Below are 15978 nucleotides of genomic sequence, written 5' to 3'. Positions count from 1 at the left end.
GGCGTGTCCCGCGCGATTGTGATGACTTCATGTTCTTGCGACAACCTTTTGAAAACGTGTTTCCGGCATTCCTCGATGGACGGGCAACGAGGTCGCGGCCTGTCTGGCGTCAGCCAGCTCTGCATCGTAACGCAACAAGCCGCTGCAGACAGCGGTGCGCGGCGCCAGCGTGGCGGGGCCGCGCCGGAAACACGGCTTTCTTGCCGCTCAGTCCTTCGCTGCGTATTCGCGATCGAGCTTGTCGTACAGCGGCTTGTTGACAAGGCGCTGGCGTTCGCTGAACGGCGCGACCAGCGTCGCGTCTTCATCGAGGCGGCCATTGCTTTTCAACGTGCCGAGTGCGCGCTGCATGCCGAGCACCGCGCCCTGCAGCGCCGCGTTCGCATACAGCACGATGCCGTAGCCGAGCTTGGCGAGTGCTTCACGCGATTGCACCGGCGTCTTGCCGCCGATCACGATGTTGATCAGTTGCGGCTTGTCGAAAAGCCCCGGCAGACGCTCGATGTCGGCGAGCGATTCAGTCGCTTCGATAAACAGAATGTCCGCGCCGGCCTCGATGAAGCGATGGCCGCGCTCGATCGCGTCTTCGATGCCGTTGACCGCGGCCGCATCGGTACGCGCCATGATCTGCAGATTGCCGTCTTCGCGGGCGTCGACGGCGGCGCGGATCTTGCCGACCATCTCGCTCGTGCTGACGACTTCTTTGCCGGAGAAGTGGCCGCATTTCTTCGGCATGATCTGGTCTTCGAACTGGATCACGTCGGCGCCGCTGCGCTCGAGCACGCGCACGGTCTGGCGCACGTTCAGTGCGTTGCCGAAACCGGTGTCGGCATCGACGATCAGCGGCAGCGCGACCGCGTCGCGAATCCGCGCGCAATGCTCGGCGACTTCGGCGAGACCGATGAAGCCAAGATCGGGCAGCCCGAGCGACATATTCGTGACGCCCGCGCCCGTGATGTAGATCGCCTCAAAGCCGGCGTCTTCAATCACGCGCGCACTCATCGCATTGAAGGCGCCCGGCACGAGCAGGCCCTGGCGTTGATTGACTTTGGCGCGGAACGCGGCGCGGCGATTAGCGGAAGTGCTCATGACGGTGTCTCTCCAGATGGGAAGTGGGTGATAGAACGCTGAGCTCAATTTGCAGGAAGCATGCCATTTGCCGCGTTTCACGATTTGTGCCGGACAATCAAAAGCTTAGGCGGAAAGGGGCCGTGCCGCTGTTCGTGGCAGAATAGCCAATATGTTCCATGAAACGTTTCATGGAACGTTTCAGCTACGAGCGGAGTGTCGCAGTGTCCACGTTCACGTCGTCCCTTGCCAGTTCCAATTCCGGCCGACCAGGCGTCGCCCTAGTCAGTATCAGCCGGTTGCAATCGCTTTGCGAGACGGTCGCGCCGCGCTATACCGGGCGGGCCAGATTTTTTTCGGTCCGGGAAGGTTATGGCGCCGCCGTCACGGCCCTGCAAGCCTATGTGGACGCGGGTTCGGTCGATGTCGTGCTGGCAGCCGGATCGAACGGCGCCTATTTGCGCGACAACCTTAGCGTGCCGGTGGTGATGGTCAAGGTGAACGGCTTCGACGTACTGAGCGCGATCACCCGCGCCACGACGACCTGGCCCGGCGCAAAGATCGGCCTTGTCCTGCACGAAACCATCTCGCACGAACTCGCGGACCTGAGCGCGTGGCTGAATGTCGGCCTGAAACAGCGCGCCTACCGGTCAATCGATGAAGTGCGGCTCGCGGTTGCGGGCCTCGCAGCAGAGGGCTGCAGCGTCATCATCGGCCCCGGCATGGCCTGTGATTTTGCCCAGCAAGCCGGCTTGGAGAGCGTCTTCCTGTACTCGCTGGGCGCAGTCGAAGAAGCGTTCGAGCGCTCGGTCGAACTGGCGCGCGTGAGCCGTCAGAAGGAATCGAAACGGGTACGCCTGAACACGATCGTCGCCCATCTGCGCGACGGCGTGGCCGCCTTCGACGACGCCGGTCAACTCGAAGCCGTCAATCCGGCGATGCTCAATCTGCTCGGCCTCGACCGCGAACAGGACGTTCCGGCGCAATTGACGCGCGTTGTCGGCCCGTTACTGCGCGAGACGCTCGAGCATGACATGCCGGTCGAGGAGCGTATCGAGCAGATCGGTGGCCGCGCGCTGATCGTCAACTGTGTGCCGATCCTCGAGCAAGGCGTGCGTTCGGGCTCGGTGGTCACGGTGCAGGACGCGCTGGTCGCGCAACGGATCGACCGCTCGCTGCGTACCAGCCAGCGGCCGAAGCATCTGGTCGCGCGGCACCATCTGGACGATCTGATCGGCAGTTCGGTGGCTCTGGAGCGGGTGCGGCGGTTGGCCCGCGCAGGCGCGGCTCACGACGCCACCGTGCTGCTGAGCGGCGAGAGCGGCACCGGCAAGGAACTGGTCGCGCAGGGTATCCACAATGCCAGCCGGCGGCGCGGCAATCCGTTTGTCGCCTTCAATTGCGCGGCGCTTCCTGAAGGGCTGATCGAGAGCGAACTGTTCGGTCACGAGGAAGGTGCGTTCACCGGCGCGCGCCGGGGCGGCAAACCAGGCCTTTTCGAAATCGCCCACACCGGGACGATCTTCCTTGACGAAATCGGCGAGATACCGGCGGCGCTGCAAAGCCGGCTGCTGCGAGTGTTGCAGGAGCGCGAAGTCATGAAGCTCGGTTCCGGGCGCGCGACCCCCGTCGACGTGCGGGTGATTGCCGCCACCCATCGCGATCTGCACGCGCTGGTCGAGCAGGGTGCGTTCCGCGCGGACCTGTATTTCCGGCTGAATCTGCTTCAGATAGAATTGCCGCCGCTGCGCGCAAGACGCGGCGATGTCGCGCAACTGGCGCGGCATTTGTTGAACCGCAGCGCGCTCCAGTATGGGCTGTCGGGCGCAGCGCTCGAACGGGTGCTGGCGTTCCTCACACCCTTGTTCGAACACTATGCGTGGCCCGGCAATGTACGGGAACTGGAAAATCTGCTGGCCCGCGCCGCGATTTATCTGAGCGATTCGGCCGGCGAGGAGTGGCAGGATCTGCAGGCCGTGTTTCCGGAATTTGGGCGCATGCGGCAGACAGCCGCGGACGTGCTTGGAGCCGTGGCTCCTGCCCACGCCGCCGGCGACCTCTCGGCCCGTCGCTCACCCACCCGCGAGGATGTCGTTCGGGCCCTCGAACAGGCTGGCGGCAATCGCGCTGCAGCAAGTCGGGCGCTGGGAATCGGCCGCACGACCCTCTGGCGGCTCATGAGAGACTGATCCCAGGATTGGTGCAACGCAATAGTCACCGGTAGCCAGTCAAATAGTAATAAACTATTGAAATAATTTAAACACACCGCTTTACCTATTAAGCGACGTCTGACATACTGACTCCACTTTCCAACCACTCCGAAAGAGGACTCAGTAAATGCCGATCATCAACAGTCAAGTCAAACCGTTCAAGGCACAGGCTTATCACAATGGCGACTTCCAGACCGTCACTGAAGAGAGCCTGAAGGGCAAGTGGTCGGTTTTCGTTTTCTACCCGGCTGACTTCACGTTTGTTTGCCCGACCGAACTGGGCGACCTGGCAGATCGTTACGCCGAATTCCAAAAGCTCGGCGTCGAAATCTACAGCGTTTCGACCGATACGCACTTCACGCACAAGGCATGGCACGACACGTCGGACACGATCCAGAAGATCAAGTACCCGATGATCGCTGACCCGACCCTGGCAATCTCGCGCAACTTCGACGTGCTGATCGAAGAAGAAGGTCTGGCACTGCGTGGCACGTTCGTGATCAACCCGGAAGGCGAAATCAAGCTGGCCGAAATTCACGACAACGGCATTGGCCGTGACGCTGGCGAACTGCTGCGCAAGGTGCAAGCTGCGCAATACATCGCGGCTCACCCGGGTGAAGTTTGCCCCGCCAAGTGGACGCCGGGCGCAGAAACGCTGACGCCGTCGCTCGACCTGATCGGCAAGATCTAAGGTTTAAAAGCCTTTCGCAGTGCGCGCTTCACGGCGCATCGCCGTGCGGACCGCTTGATACAGCGGTCCGCACGTCCCCGGACTGCACGCCTCCTACCCGGATGCGTGCGGCGCCCGGGATCCAACACCCCTCGTCACGGAATCGAATAGCCATGCTGGACGCCAATCTCAAGACTCAGTTGAAATCCTACCTCGAAAAGGTTAGCAGGCCTATCGAGATCGTCGCCTCGCTCGACGACAGCGCGAAATCGCAAGAGCTGCTGGCATTGCTGAGCGATATCGCGACGTTGTCGGAGCGCGTCACCGTGGTCGAACGTCGCGGCGACAGCGAACGCAAGCCGTCGTTTTCGATCGGCGAGCCGGGCAAGGAAACCGGTATCCGTTTCGCAGGCATTCCGATGGGGCACGAATTCACGTCGCTCGTCCTCGCGCTTTTGCAGGTCGGTGGCCATCCGGTCAAACTCGAAGACGCGGTGATCGAACAGATCCGCAGTCTCGACGGCGACTATCAATTCGAAACGTATTTTTCGCTGTCATGCCAGAACTGCCCGGAAGTCGTCCAGGCACTGAACGTGATGGCGCTGATCAACCCGCGCATCCGCCACGTGGCGATCGACGGCGCATTGTTCCAGAACGAAGTCGAAGCGCGCCAGATCATGGCGGTACCGACCATGTTCATGAACGGCGAAGTGTTCGGCCAGGGCCGCAGCGGTGTGAAGGAAATCCTCGCGAAGCTCGACACCAATGCCGGTGCGCGTGCGGCGAAGGAACTGGAAAAGAAGCCGGTGTTCGATACGCTGATCGTCGGCGGTGGCCCGGCGGGTGCGGCTGCGGCGATTTACTCGGCGCGCAAGGGTATTGCGACGGGTGTCGTGGCGGAACGCTTCGGCGGTCAGGTGCTCGATACGCTGGCGATCGAGAACTTCGTCTCCGTAACGGAAACCGAAGGACCGAAGTTCGCTACGGCGCTCGAACAGCACGTGAAGAGCTACGAAGTCGACATCATGGACGTGCAGCGCGCTGAAGCGCTGATCCCGGGCCGCATCAACGAGGTGCGTCTGGCGAACGGCGCGGTGTTGAAGGCGAAGACGATCATTCTGGCAACAGGTGCCCGTTGGCGCGAAATCAACGTGCCAGGCGAGCGCGAGTACCGTAACCATGGCGTGGCTTACTGCCCGCACTGCGATGGTCCGCTGTTCAAGGGCAAGCGCGTTGCGGTGATCGGCGGTGGTAATTCGGGCGTCGAAGCGGCGATCGATCTCGCGGGTATCGTCCGCGAAGTAACGTTGTTCGAATTCGGCGCGCAATTGCGTGCCGACGAAGTGCTGCAACGTAAGCTGCGCAGCCTTGCCAACGTGACGATCGTCACGCAGGCACAGACCACGGAAATCACCGGCGACGGCAAGAAGGTCAACGGTCTGGTCTACAAGGACCTGCGTTCGGGCGAAACGAAGAGCATCGAACTCGAAGGCGTCTTCGTGCAGATCGGTCTCGTGCCGAATACCGAATGGCTGAAGGGCACGGTCGAATTGTCGAAGCACGGCGAGATCATCGTCGATGCACGTGGCGCGACTTCGGTGCCGGGCGTGTTCGCCGCCGGCGACGTAACCACCGTTCCGTTCAAGCAGATCGTGATTGCTGTGGGCGAGGGTGCGAAGGCATCGCTCTCCGCGTTCGATCATTTGATCCGTAGCAGCGACGTGGACGAAGTGGTGAGCGAAGTGGAAACTGAAGCGACAGCTTGATGGTGTTGTGTGCGTAATGGACGGCGGCCTGAGGGCCGCCGTTTTTGTTTGCGGTGAGATCAGGACCGCTTTTGAGCGGGATTTGTTTTTGGCTGAGCGAAGGATGGGACGGCAGTCTGTCAGGACAATCTGACCGCCGCCCTGCTGAGGAATCGCTTTTCTCGGAGGTCTTGAGTGTGCTTTGAAAAAAGCTCAGATTCCTATGCCATTTGACAGTGTTATTTCGGAAAACGAACGACTTCGACAGACGTAGAATATTGACCGATCCAAAGCCGTCGATTATCTATGCCGAAGTTTGAAGTACAAGTGTTTGAATCGCCCGAATATGTTACTCACTGCTTTCAACCCGTTGTTCACCTTGGGACGACGTGGGACCTGAGTCACCTCGATTCTTTTGCCTTTAAATGCGACCTTGGTCGGGGTTGCGCGATAACCGTGCTCGTGATGTTCTCGTGTCATTGCTTTTCCCGCAGCTTTGCTCGGGATGGACGAGTGCGCGCTGAAATTCCGAGCGTCGAGATCTATAACGACGGTCGTGAGCAGCGAGTTCTTGATCCGGTCCGCTATGAGTTGTCGAAGAACCTGCTGCGGGATTTGGTTGTGACGATGGGTGAGCGCCCAATGGTCGTCGCCGACGAAAAGCAGCCGAACTTCATGACGCTGCAGCAAACGAATGCCGATGGCACATCGTCGCTATACGCCGTGTTCTTTGAAGTGGAGAAGGATAGGGCAAGAAAGCAGCGTCTGATTCTACGAGTTCAGTCTGCCTATCTTCTTGAGAAAGAACTGACGAAGCGTCAGCGGCAAGCGAAAAAGGTTGCGTTCAGAACCCCGCTGCGGGCAACGTATGAGGGGCGCAAGATACGCCCCTAGCCGCGATGGCAAGCCACAAAAACCAACGGCTGCCTTTCGGCAGCCGTCGCATGCGGGACTCTCTATTCACCTTGCGGTGAAATTTCCACTCCAGGTGGAACCCGGTGACCCGGGCGGCGCTACGTTTTTCACACCCGCTCGTACGTAGTTTTGAGGTTTGATTATATGAATTTGACCAGCCGCGGTCAAGCGGCCGAGGGCGCGACGCACTGCAGCAGGTGGAGGCCCACGCTGGGCTGCAACTCGCAGGCAGCGTTTGCCGCACCGAAACACCCGTTTCATTCACCCGCTCAACGCCCACCCCGAACGCCCCATCAACACCCCCTTCGTTTGGAGCCTCCCACCTAGGCTAATTCCTTGGCTATCCCACCCGTCAGGCCATATAAATCTGGGAATCGGGCACGGTCCCGCCGACATGCGTACTGGCTCGCAAGCGCGCAGCTTGCCGATGCCAGGCGACATAAAACAAGGAGGGAGACAATGGCAACATCGCAGGCGGCCCCCGCTCGGTGGGTCGACAGCAAGCGCTATCTGTGGCTGCTGGGCGCACTCACCATCACCTTGCCGCTGCATGCGGCCAATCTGGCATTGCAGACTGGCTGGCATATTTTCTGGTGGTTTGGGCCGATATTCGTGTTCGGCATTATCCCGGTGCTCGACTATCTGATCGGTGACGATCCGAGCAATCCACCCGAGGAAGTCGTCGCCACGCTCGAACGGGAGCGCTATTACCGTCGCGTGGTCTATCTGGCTACCTTCATCGAATACGTGTCGTTCTTCGGCGCGCTGTGGATCGTCGGCACGCACGCTCTGACGTGGTACGACTATCTGGGCTTTGCGCTCTCACTGGGCGCGGCGACTGGCGTATCGATCAATACCGCGCACGAGCTCGGTCACAAGACGGATGGTTTCGAACGATGGCTTGCCAAGATCACGCTGGCGCCGGTCGCCTACGGCCATTTCTTCGTTGAACATAATCGTGGACACCACGTGCGCGTCGCTACGCCGCCCGATCCGGCGAGCGCGCGCTATGGCGAATCATTCTGGCGGTTTCTGCCGCGCACGGTATTCGGCAGCATCGCGTCGGCGTGGCGTCTCGAGAAGCATCGGCTCGAACGCCTCGGCAAATCGCCCTGGACATGGCGCAATGAAGTCCTGCACTCGTGGGCCATGACGGTAGTGCTATGGGGTGCGATGATCGCGCTGTTCGGCAAAGCGGTGATTCCGTTTCTGCTGATTCAGGCAGCGTACGGGGCTTCGTTGCTGGAAGTGGTCAACTATCTGGAGCACTACGGGCTCGGCCGCAAGCAACTCGCGAGCGGCCGTTACGAGCGCTGCCAGCCGCAGCACTCATGGAACAGTAATCGCATCGTGACGAATCTGTTTCTCTATCAGCTGCAGCGTCATGCCGATCATCATGCGAATCCGACGCGCTCGTACCAAGCGCTGCGTCATTTCGATGGCGCACCGCAATTGCCTTCCGGTTACGCGACGATGATCATGCTCGCGTACGTGCCGCCACTGTGGTTCCGCGTGATGAACCCGCGTGTGGTCGCGCATTATCAAGGCAACATGGCGCAGTCGAATATCCGGCCGGCCATTCGTGAGCGCGTGCTGGCGCAGTTTGCCGGCTAACGTGGATTGCTTCTTGCAAAGAAAAAGCCGCCCGGGCAGTGTCGGGCGGCTTTTTTTATCGAGTTTATCGAACTGCGGCAGCGTGGCTTTAACGCCGGTCGATCGAGTACTTGCCGGCGCCGGTCACACACAACAACAGCAGTCCACCCATGATGCTGATGTTCTTGTAGAAGTGGATCATGTTGTCGTATTGCACCGCGCCCGTCATGTTCCAGTAGTGGTGGCCGATGATCGCGGTGCCGAGCGTATAGAGCGCCAGCAGCAACGCAAGTGGCCGCGTATAGAAGCCCACCAGCAGCGCGATGCCCACCACTAGTTCCATCACGACGGCGATGGCCGCCGACAACTCAGGCGCAGGCGCGCCGGTAGACGTCATATAAGCGACGGTGCCGGAAAAACCGGTCAGCTTCGACCAGCCGAACATCACGAACAGCACCATCAACAGGATGCGGGCGATGAGAAGGACCGTGTCTTTCTGGTTTTCAAATAGCGTATAGCGCATGATTTTTCTCTGTAGGTAAGGGACGGTGCGGTTCGCCGCAAACTTCGCGGCGAGCCACGCTTGAGCCGGCCAGATCTAACGACAGGATTGAGCCGCTTAAGCCCACAACTCCGATACTTCAATATTACGCAGATCGAACACCAACACCTCCGCGTCGTGACCTTGCGTGAAGGTCAGGGCTTCTTCGCCGCGGACCCGCGCGCCGTCGCCTTCGCCAAGCTCGACGCCGTTTACCGTGACACTGCCGCGCGCCACGTGAATATAAGCATAGCGATTACTGGCCAGTTCGAGGCGCGCAGTTTCGTCACCGTCGAAAAGACCGGCATAGACCCGCGCGTCCTGTTGCAGCACCAGCGAGTCGTTCGCACCGTCCGGTGACATCACGAGGCGCAGCACTCCACGCTTCTCGTCCGCGCCAAAGCGCCGTTGCTGATAGCGCGGCGTGGTGCCTTTCTGCGCCGGCGCAATCCAGATCTGCATGAAGTGCACCGGGTCGGTCTTCGAATGGTTGTATTCGCTATGCGCGACGCCGGTTCCCGCGCTCATCAACTGGATGTCGCCAGGCACGATCACCGAGCCGGTGCCCATCGTGTCCTTATGTTCCAGCGCGCCTTCCAGCACGTACGAAAAAATTTCCATGTCGCGGTGCGGATGCTTGCCGAATCCTTGCGCTGGTGCGACACGGTCGTCGTTGATCACGAGCAGGTCGGAAAAGCCGTTCTGCTTCGGATCGTGATAGTTCGCGAAGGAAAACGTATGACGCGAGCTAAGCCAGCCGTGCTCCGCGCGGCCGCGTTGATTGGCGTGTCTGATTTCGAGCATCGTATTTCTCCTTGTTTCCGGTTGTGCGATCCGGCCGGATGTTTGGCCGCGATCCATGAATGACAGTGTAGGTCAATCAGGATGGTTATAATCGGATGCATATAGGAAACACTGTCTCCGTAAGGTGGACAATACGATGCAACTCGATGATATGCGGATCTTTGTCGCCACGGTCGACGCCCATAACTTCACCGCCGCAGCAAAACGGCTGGCGCTGTCGAAGCAGTTCGTCAGCCGGCGCGTTATGGCGCTGGAAGAGGCGCTCGGCGTGCAACTGCTGATCCGCAATACGCGCAAGTTGGCTGTGACCGAACTCGGGCAAGAGTTTTATGAGCGTGCGCGGCGCATTCTGGGTGAGGTGGAAGACGCCGAGCAGGCGATGTCGTTGCGGCGCGCCGGGCCGCGCGGGCTCTTGCGGGTTAGTGCGCCGATGTCGTTTGGGATGATGCATCTGTCGCCATTGGTGGCGAGCTTTCTGCGCGAGCATGCAGATGTGCGCTTCGATATGGAGTTGAGCGATCGTACTGTCGATGTGGTCGGCGAGGGGTTCGATATGGCGATTCGGATTGGCGCGTTGCCGGATTCCACTTTGATTGCGCAGAAGCTTGTGGATGTCAGGATGGTGGTGTGTTGTAGTCCTGGGTATGTGCGGAGGCGGGGGGCGCCGGTTGTGCCTGCTGATCTTGCGCGGCACTCATGTCTGTTGTATGGGCATGGTGGGGTTGTGAGTTGGGATTTTGTTGTTGATGGGGTTTCTAAGGGAGTCGAGGTTAGTGGGCCGCTTCGGGCTAATAATGGGGAGTTGGTTCGCGATGCGGCTGTGGCTGGGTTGGGGATTGTTCGGCTTCCTGATTTTATTGTCGCTGAGGCGGTGGGGAGTGGGTTGCTTGTGACTGTTCTCGAGGAGTTCTTGCCTTCGGCGACTACTGTTTATGCTGTCTATCCGCAGCATCGGCAGAGCTCTGTCAGTATTCGGGTTTTTGTTGAGTTTTTGAGGGAGAGTTTGAGGAAGAGGTTGATGGGTTGATGTTTTTTGCCTGCGCGGCGCTTGTTTGTCTGTGTGCCTGGGGCTTTGGCCTTTCCTTGTTCTGGCTTTCGTGCCTTTCCTTGTTTTGTTAGTGGTCTATTAGCGTTGCCCCTGTGCGGGGCGGCACTTACTTTCTTTGCCGCCGCAAAGAAAGATAAGCAAAGAAAGCGGCTAGAAGCCCCTGCTAAGTGGGCACCGCAGCTCGCTCAGGGTAGTGGTGCATCTGGAATCTGGGTTCGTGCCCCTGCATAAGCTTGTGACAAGGGCGTCATACTTCCGGCGGCGCTGCGCGCGCCGAAGAGTAATTCATAAAACCGATCGCTGCGTTTCAGTCCCCGGCTTCGCCACTGATCAGCGACACTTCGCGGAGCAGCGGCGGACCTTGTCACGGCAGACTAATCACCGCCCGCTGCCGCCCGCTGCCGCCGCCGCCGTCCGCCACTCCCAAGCCTACCGCCGCTTAGCCGTTCCGGAAAATGAAGCTGTAACCGTTCAACGCCGGCACGCCGCCCAAGTGCGCGTACAGCACGCGTGAGCCTTCCGGGAATTCGCCGTTTCGGACCATGTCGATCATGCCGTGCATCGATTTGCCCTCGTACACCGGGTCGGTCAGTACGCCCTCGAGGCGCGCGCATAGGCGGATTGCTTCCAGCGTGCCTTCGTTCGGCAAGCCGTATTCGGGGCCGGCGTAGCGTTCGTCCAGGACCACGTCCTTGCTCGTGATGTCGCGCTCCAGGCCGACTTTTCCGGCGGTCTGCTTCGCGATTCGGGTGATTTGCTCGCGCGTTTGTGCCGGTTTCGCGGATGCGTCGATGCCGATCACGCGCTCGGCGCGGCCGTCGGCGGCGAAGCCCACTACCATGCCGGCCTGGGTGCTGCCGGTCACGGAACACACCACGATGTAGTCGAATTTGAAGCCCAGTTCGGCTTCCTGTTGGCGGACTTCTTCAGCAAAGCCGACGAAGCCGAGGCCGCCCAGCGGATGGTCGGAACAGCCGGCCGGGATCGGGTAGGGCTTGCCGCCTGCGGCGCGCACGCTCTCCAGTGCATCCTCCCAGCTCTTGCGAAAGCCAATGTCGAAGCCGTCGGCAACCAGGCGGACGTCCGCGCCCAGAATGCGCGACATCTGGATGTTGCCGACCCGGTCGTACACGGCGTCTGAATAGTTGACCCAGTTCTCCTGTACCAGCACGCACTTCATTCCCAGATGCGCCGCAACCGCCGCCACCTGGCGGGTTTGGTTCGACTGGATGCCGCCAATCGACACCAGCGTGTCGCAACCCTGCGCCAACGCCTCGGGAATCAGATACTCCAGCTTGCGTGTCTTGTTGCCGCCGAAGGCGAAGCCGCTGTTGCAGTCCTCGCGCTTCGCATAGAGATGCACTTTGCCGCCCAGGTGGTCGCTCAAACGCTTCAGCGGTTGGATCGGTGTGGGCCCGAATGTCAGCGGGTAGCGAGGGAATCGTTGCAGGTTCATGGCAGCTCCAAAATTGTAGGTTTGACGCGAGCAACAAGCCGTCGCGGTACAACAAATGGTAGGGAAAAGCGCTAGAAATGAGCTTGCAAATAAATTCTGTTCCGCCTACTTTTAGAGCGACGCACTCAAAAATGACTTAATAAACAGCCAGGCAGGAATCAATGAACGCAACAAAAGTTCGTAAAGCACCGATGACTGCCGCCGCAGTTGCCGCCGCTTCATCCGCGGAAGCCGATCCGCTTCACGCGCTCGATCGCATCGACCGGGCGATCCTGCGTCAACTGCAAACCGACGCGTCGATCTCGAACGTCGCGCTCGCCGCCAAAGTCAAACTGAGTGCGCCGGCATGTCTGCGGCGCGTCGAGCGGCTGAAGGAATCGGGGCTGATTCGCGGCGTCGTCGCGTTAATCGACCCGAAGGCCGCCGGGGCGGGCATGCTGGTCATCATCGGCGTGGTGCTGGATCGCTCCACGCCGGAGTCGTTTGCCGAGTTCGAAAAAGCGGCGCAGAAGGTGGCGGGGTGCATGGAGTGCCACGTCGTGACCGGCGAATTCGACTATTTCATGACGATCCGTACGCGCGATAGCGACAGCTTCAACCGTCTGCACGCGGAACAGTTGCTCTATTTGCCGGGCGTCCGGCAAATCCGCTCGTTTATGGTACTCAAGGAAATCCTGTCGACCACCAAATTTCCGCTGTAGTCGCTGCCGCCAAGTTAAAAGACGCGCATGCTGTCATAAATCCCCTTGCTGGACGACTAAGTGTCGGGACCACTCGCGGGCGGCGCGCTTAGCGCCTGAGCGGGTGGGCGGTACGGACTTTCCGGGGCGATCATCATGGCTTGCAACAGACGGACATTCTTCAGGTTAATCGGCGCGGCGTCGCTCGCCGGCGGCACCGCGGCATGGCGCACGGCAGGCGCGGCGGACTTGGGCACAGCGGCGGCCTACGAGGTTGCGCACAGCGACGCCGAATGGCACAAGCTGCTCACGGACGCGCAATTCCGCGTGTTGCGCGAAGCGGGCACGGAGCGCCCATTCAGCAGCCCGCTGAACGACGAGCACCGCGTCGGCACATTCGCGTGCGCCGGTTGCGCGCTGCCGCTGTTTTCGTCGAAAACAAAGTTCGATAGCGGCACCGGCTGGCCGAGTTTCTGGCAGCCGATGGATCACGCGGTCATCACGCATACCGACAAGTCGTTCGGCATGACGCGCGACGAAGTACTGTGCCGGCGCTGCGGCGGCCATCTGGGTCACGTATTCGACGACGGCCCCAAACCGACCGGCCTGCGCTATTGCATGAACGGCCTCGCGTTGACTTTTACGCCTGCCGCGCACGGCACGAGTTGATCGAATCAGGACGGACATCATGAACATCGAAAAACGCATCACCGGCAAACCGGCCCGCTCGCGCGGGGCGGCTATAGCGCTTTCGGTCGGACTTGGCGCGCTTGCGCTGCTGCTGGCGCAGCGCATGGCATTCTCGTCGGAAGCCGGGGTTGTCATTGCGCCGCCCGCGGTCGACGAACCAATCTCCGCCACGACCGCACACGAAGAGACCGCCGTGTTCGCGGGCGGCTGTTTCTGGGGCGTGCAGGGCGTGTTCCAGCACGTGCGAGGCGTCACAAAGGCGGTATCGGGCTATTCGGGCGGTCAGCGCGATACCGCACAGTACGAGACCGTCAGTGGCGGCGAAACCGGCCACGCGGAATCCGTGCAGGTCACGTTCGACCCCACCAAGGTCACCTACGGGCAGTTACTGCAGGTCTACTTCTCGGTGATTCAGGACCCGACCGAGTTGAATCGCCAGGGGCCGGACAGCGGCACGCAATACCGCTCGGCCGTGTTCCCATTGAATGACACGCAGCGGCACGTCGCGCAAAGCTATATCGCGCAACTCGAGAAGGCGCATGCCTTTCCGGCGCCGATCGTCACGAAAACGGAACCGTTCAAAGGCTTCTATCCGGCTGAGTCCTACCATCAGAACTACCTGACCTTGCATCCAAACTCGGCGTATATCGCTATCAACGACATGCCGAAGGTCGCCAACCTGAAGCGTCTGTTTCCGAATCTCTATCGCGACAAGGCGGTGCTGGTCGAAGCGGCGCAGTAACAGGGCGAGCGCCACGCCGGCGGCTATCTTCTCTCGCTGAGCTTGCCGGCGCCGCATCGCGCGGCGCCGGCCACTCTTTTTTTGTGGTTGTATTCTGCCTGTCATCATCGCCACGGCATGCTTGCCAGCGTCCGTCGGTCTGTCCTTCCGTTTCTCCGATCAGAGTTGGCTCCCCAGCGACCAGGCCCGCATTTTGCACAGCAGCGTGCGTCGGCAAATCTTTCGCACGCATCTGTTCATACAATTGCCCCATTGACGGGGCGGTATCAGGACCGAATGGTGCGTTTTGTTGGGCAAGGTGTGTCGTTTGCTGAAAAAATTACATGCCGTGCGTAGCAATGCGGCGGTTGCCCGGATGGTGTCCAATCCGTTGTGGACTTCGGGCGAGAACATAAACCTCTTCGCGATACGCGAGAAACGGAGGCTTCTGGTGTTGATCAGCCGTAGAAAGCGGATCGGCAAGATCCGCAACAAACAAACAAGCATCGCGGCAACATCGCTGGTCGCCGTGACCCTCGGCGGTATTGGCATTCTGCCGGGTTCGGCCTTCGCCCAAACCCCCTCGCCATTGGGCGAATGGCAGTACTCCGTGGGCATTCCGCTGCAGAAGATGTGGCAGCCCGACATTCCGGACTGGCAGCTACGCGTCGGCGCGGCGACATCGTTCCAGCCGCGTTACGAGGGCTCCGACCGGTATCACGTGATGGCCGGTCCGAGCATCGACGTGCGCTACAAGGATCTGTTCTTCTTTTCGAGCGGCGAAGGCCTCGGGGTTAACTTCGCGCAGGGGCAAAACTGGCGCGCGAGTCTCGCGGCCGTCTACGATCTCGGACGTCGTGCGCACGACGATCCGCAGGAATTGAACGGCCTCGGCAACATCAATCCGGCGCCGGGCGTCAAACTCTCCGGCGAATACGTCGTGTCGAAAGATTTCCCGCTCGTGCTGCGCGCCGACGTGCGACGCTATTTCGGCGGCTCGAACGGCTGGATCGGCGATCTGGGCGCCTATATGCCGATGCCGGGCAGCACCAAAAAATTCTTCTGGTTCGCCGGGCCGAACGTGACGCTCGCGGACTCCACCTACATGAACAGTTGGTACGGTGTGAATCAGAACCAGGCGGCGCACTCGCAATACTCGCAGTATCACGCGAGTGCCGGTTTCAAATCGGTGGGTTTCGGCATTAGCGTGGTGTGGCTGTTCGACAAGCACTGGTTCGCCACTGCCGACGGCGCATTCGAACAACTGGTCGGCAGTGCGGGCAATAGTCCGATTACACACACCAGGGCCACGGGCGTGGCCGACATCTCTATCAACTATCGCTTCTGACGCAGCGGCTCTCTATTTGACGACATTGACCGCATGGACGCAGGCGCGTGATTCAGGCGCGCCGCTTCTTTAGTCCATCAGTCATCAGTCTGATCCAGCGGCAAATCCAAACCGCGATTGAATGTTCGCGGGTACATCGCTTGCTGCCTTCTTCGAGTGCGTTAAACCGGACATTCCCCGGCGCGCCCGAACGCAAGGAGCAGATCTCATGGCAGGAAAAACGAATACACGGAAGCCCGCAGTGAAACCCGGACACGCCAACGATCCGAAGTCGAAGGATCTCGAACCGTTTCGAGTCAGTCCCGAAGGTGAGGCGCTGCGAACCAATCAGGGCGTGAAGATCGCCGATAATCAGAACACCTTGCGCGCCGGTCCGCGCGGCCCCTCGCTGCTTGAAGATTTCATCATGCGTGAGAAGATCACGCACTTCGACCACGAACGTATCCCCGAGCGCATCGTTCATGCGCGAGGCTCGGCAGCCCATGGTGT

At 60.3% G+C, this 15978-nt stretch carries 15 protein-coding genes; 11 read left to right on the top strand and 4 right to left on the bottom strand.

All coding sequences use genetic code 11. The annotated features are described in order from the left end of the window. Positions 1-207: 207 nt before the first annotated feature. Positions 208-1089, bottom strand: coding sequence for an isocitrate lyase/PEP mutase family protein (locus BM438_RS18070; RefSeq protein WP_093635792.1), 882 nt, complete (start codon positions 1087-1089; stop codon positions 208-210). A gap of 170 nt (positions 1090-1259) precedes the next feature. Between BM438_RS18070 and prpR the strand changes: the two genes are divergently transcribed. The 5 genes from prpR to BM438_RS18045 all read left to right on the top strand — a co-directional run bounded on the left by prpR (position 1260) and on the right by BM438_RS18045 (position 8222). Further along, positions 1260-3257, top strand: a complete 1998-nt coding sequence (gene prpR / locus BM438_RS18065; RefSeq protein WP_093635789.1) for a propionate catabolism operon regulatory protein PrpR — start codon at positions 1260-1262, stop codon at positions 3255-3257. Positions 3258-3405: 148 nt separating this feature from the next. Continuing rightward, on the top strand, positions 3406-3969 hold the full coding sequence (gene ahpC, locus BM438_RS18060; protein ID WP_093635787.1) for an alkyl hydroperoxide reductase subunit C: 564 nt from the start codon (positions 3406-3408) through the stop codon (positions 3967-3969). Positions 3970-4121: 152 nt separating this feature from the next. Next, a complete protein-coding gene (gene ahpF, locus BM438_RS18055) occupies positions 4122-5714 on the top strand; it encodes an alkyl hydroperoxide reductase subunit F (protein ID WP_093635785.1) in 1593 nt (530 codons plus the stop codon). Positions 5715-5999: 285 nt separating this feature from the next. Beyond that, positions 6000-6587: a hypothetical protein gene (locus BM438_RS18050; RefSeq protein ID WP_093635783.1), complete on the top strand. Its 588-nt coding sequence runs from the start codon at positions 6000-6002 to the stop codon at positions 6585-6587. 480 nt (positions 6588-7067) lie between these two features. Then, positions 7068-8222 (top strand): alkane 1-monooxygenase, encoded by a 1155-nt coding sequence (locus BM438_RS18045; RefSeq protein WP_093635781.1) that lies wholly within the window; start codon positions 7068-7070, stop codon positions 8220-8222. Positions 8223-8310: 88 nt separating this feature from the next. On the opposite strand, the gene BM438_RS18040 is transcribed toward BM438_RS18045, so the two are convergent. Together BM438_RS18040 and BM438_RS18035 are read right to left on the bottom strand one after the other, a co-directional pair. After that, entirely contained in the window at positions 8311-8724 is a 414-nt protein-coding gene (locus BM438_RS18040) for a DoxX family protein (protein WP_054035376.1), read from the bottom strand. A gap of 96 nt (positions 8725-8820) precedes the next feature. Next, on the bottom strand, positions 8821-9546 hold the full coding sequence (locus BM438_RS18035; protein WP_093635779.1) for a pirin family protein: 726 nt from the start codon (positions 9544-9546) through the stop codon (positions 8821-8823). A gap of 136 nt (positions 9547-9682) precedes the next feature. Between BM438_RS18035 and BM438_RS18030 the strand changes: the two genes are divergently transcribed. After that, positions 9683-10573, top strand: coding sequence for a LysR family transcriptional regulator (locus BM438_RS18030; protein WP_093635776.1), 891 nt, complete (start codon positions 9683-9685; stop codon positions 10571-10573). A gap of 460 nt (positions 10574-11033) precedes the next feature. Here the strand turns inward: BM438_RS18030 and BM438_RS18025 are convergent, their stop codons facing one another. Next, positions 11034-12050, bottom strand: coding sequence for a 1-aminocyclopropane-1-carboxylate deaminase (locus BM438_RS18025; protein WP_093635774.1), 1017 nt, complete (start codon positions 12048-12050; stop codon positions 11034-11036). 161 nt (positions 12051-12211) lie between these two features. Here BM438_RS18025 and BM438_RS18020 point away from each other — a divergent pair, with 161 nt between their 5' ends. From BM438_RS18020 to BM438_RS18000, 5 genes are all read left to right on the top strand, one after another. Continuing rightward, positions 12212-12751 carry an Lrp/AsnC family transcriptional regulator gene (locus tag BM438_RS18020; RefSeq protein ID WP_200618821.1) on the top strand — a complete coding sequence of 180 codons (540 nt, stop codon included), beginning with the start codon at positions 12212-12214 and terminating at the stop codon, positions 12749-12751. Positions 12752-12886: 135 nt separating this feature from the next. Then, the gene (msrB, locus tag BM438_RS18015) at positions 12887-13399 is read left to right on the top strand and encodes a peptide-methionine (R)-S-oxide reductase MsrB (RefSeq protein WP_093635770.1); all 513 of its coding nucleotides are present in this window, start codon (positions 12887-12889) and stop codon (positions 13397-13399) included. Positions 13400-13418: 19 nt separating this feature from the next. Then, positions 13419-14162 carry a peptide-methionine (S)-S-oxide reductase MsrA gene (gene msrA / locus BM438_RS18010; protein WP_054035476.1) on the top strand — a complete coding sequence of 248 codons (744 nt, stop codon included), beginning with the start codon at positions 13419-13421 and terminating at the stop codon, positions 14160-14162. Positions 14163-14592: 430 nt separating this feature from the next. Continuing rightward, positions 14593-15489 (top strand): MipA/OmpV family protein, encoded by an 897-nt coding sequence (locus tag BM438_RS18005; protein ID WP_093636139.1) that lies wholly within the window; start codon positions 14593-14595, stop codon positions 15487-15489. A gap of 208 nt (positions 15490-15697) precedes the next feature. After that, a partial coding sequence (locus BM438_RS18000; RefSeq protein WP_143131720.1) for a catalase occupies positions 15698-15978 on the top strand: 281 nt, incomplete at its 3' end.

This window comes from Paraburkholderia aspalathi, from assembly GCF_900116445.1.
GTDB classification, from domain to species: Bacteria; Pseudomonadota; Gammaproteobacteria; order Burkholderiales; family Burkholderiaceae; genus Paraburkholderia; species Paraburkholderia aspalathi.
The sequence above is the reverse complement of the archived record's forward strand: the minus strand, read 5'-3'. Positions and strand labels throughout refer to the sequence as shown.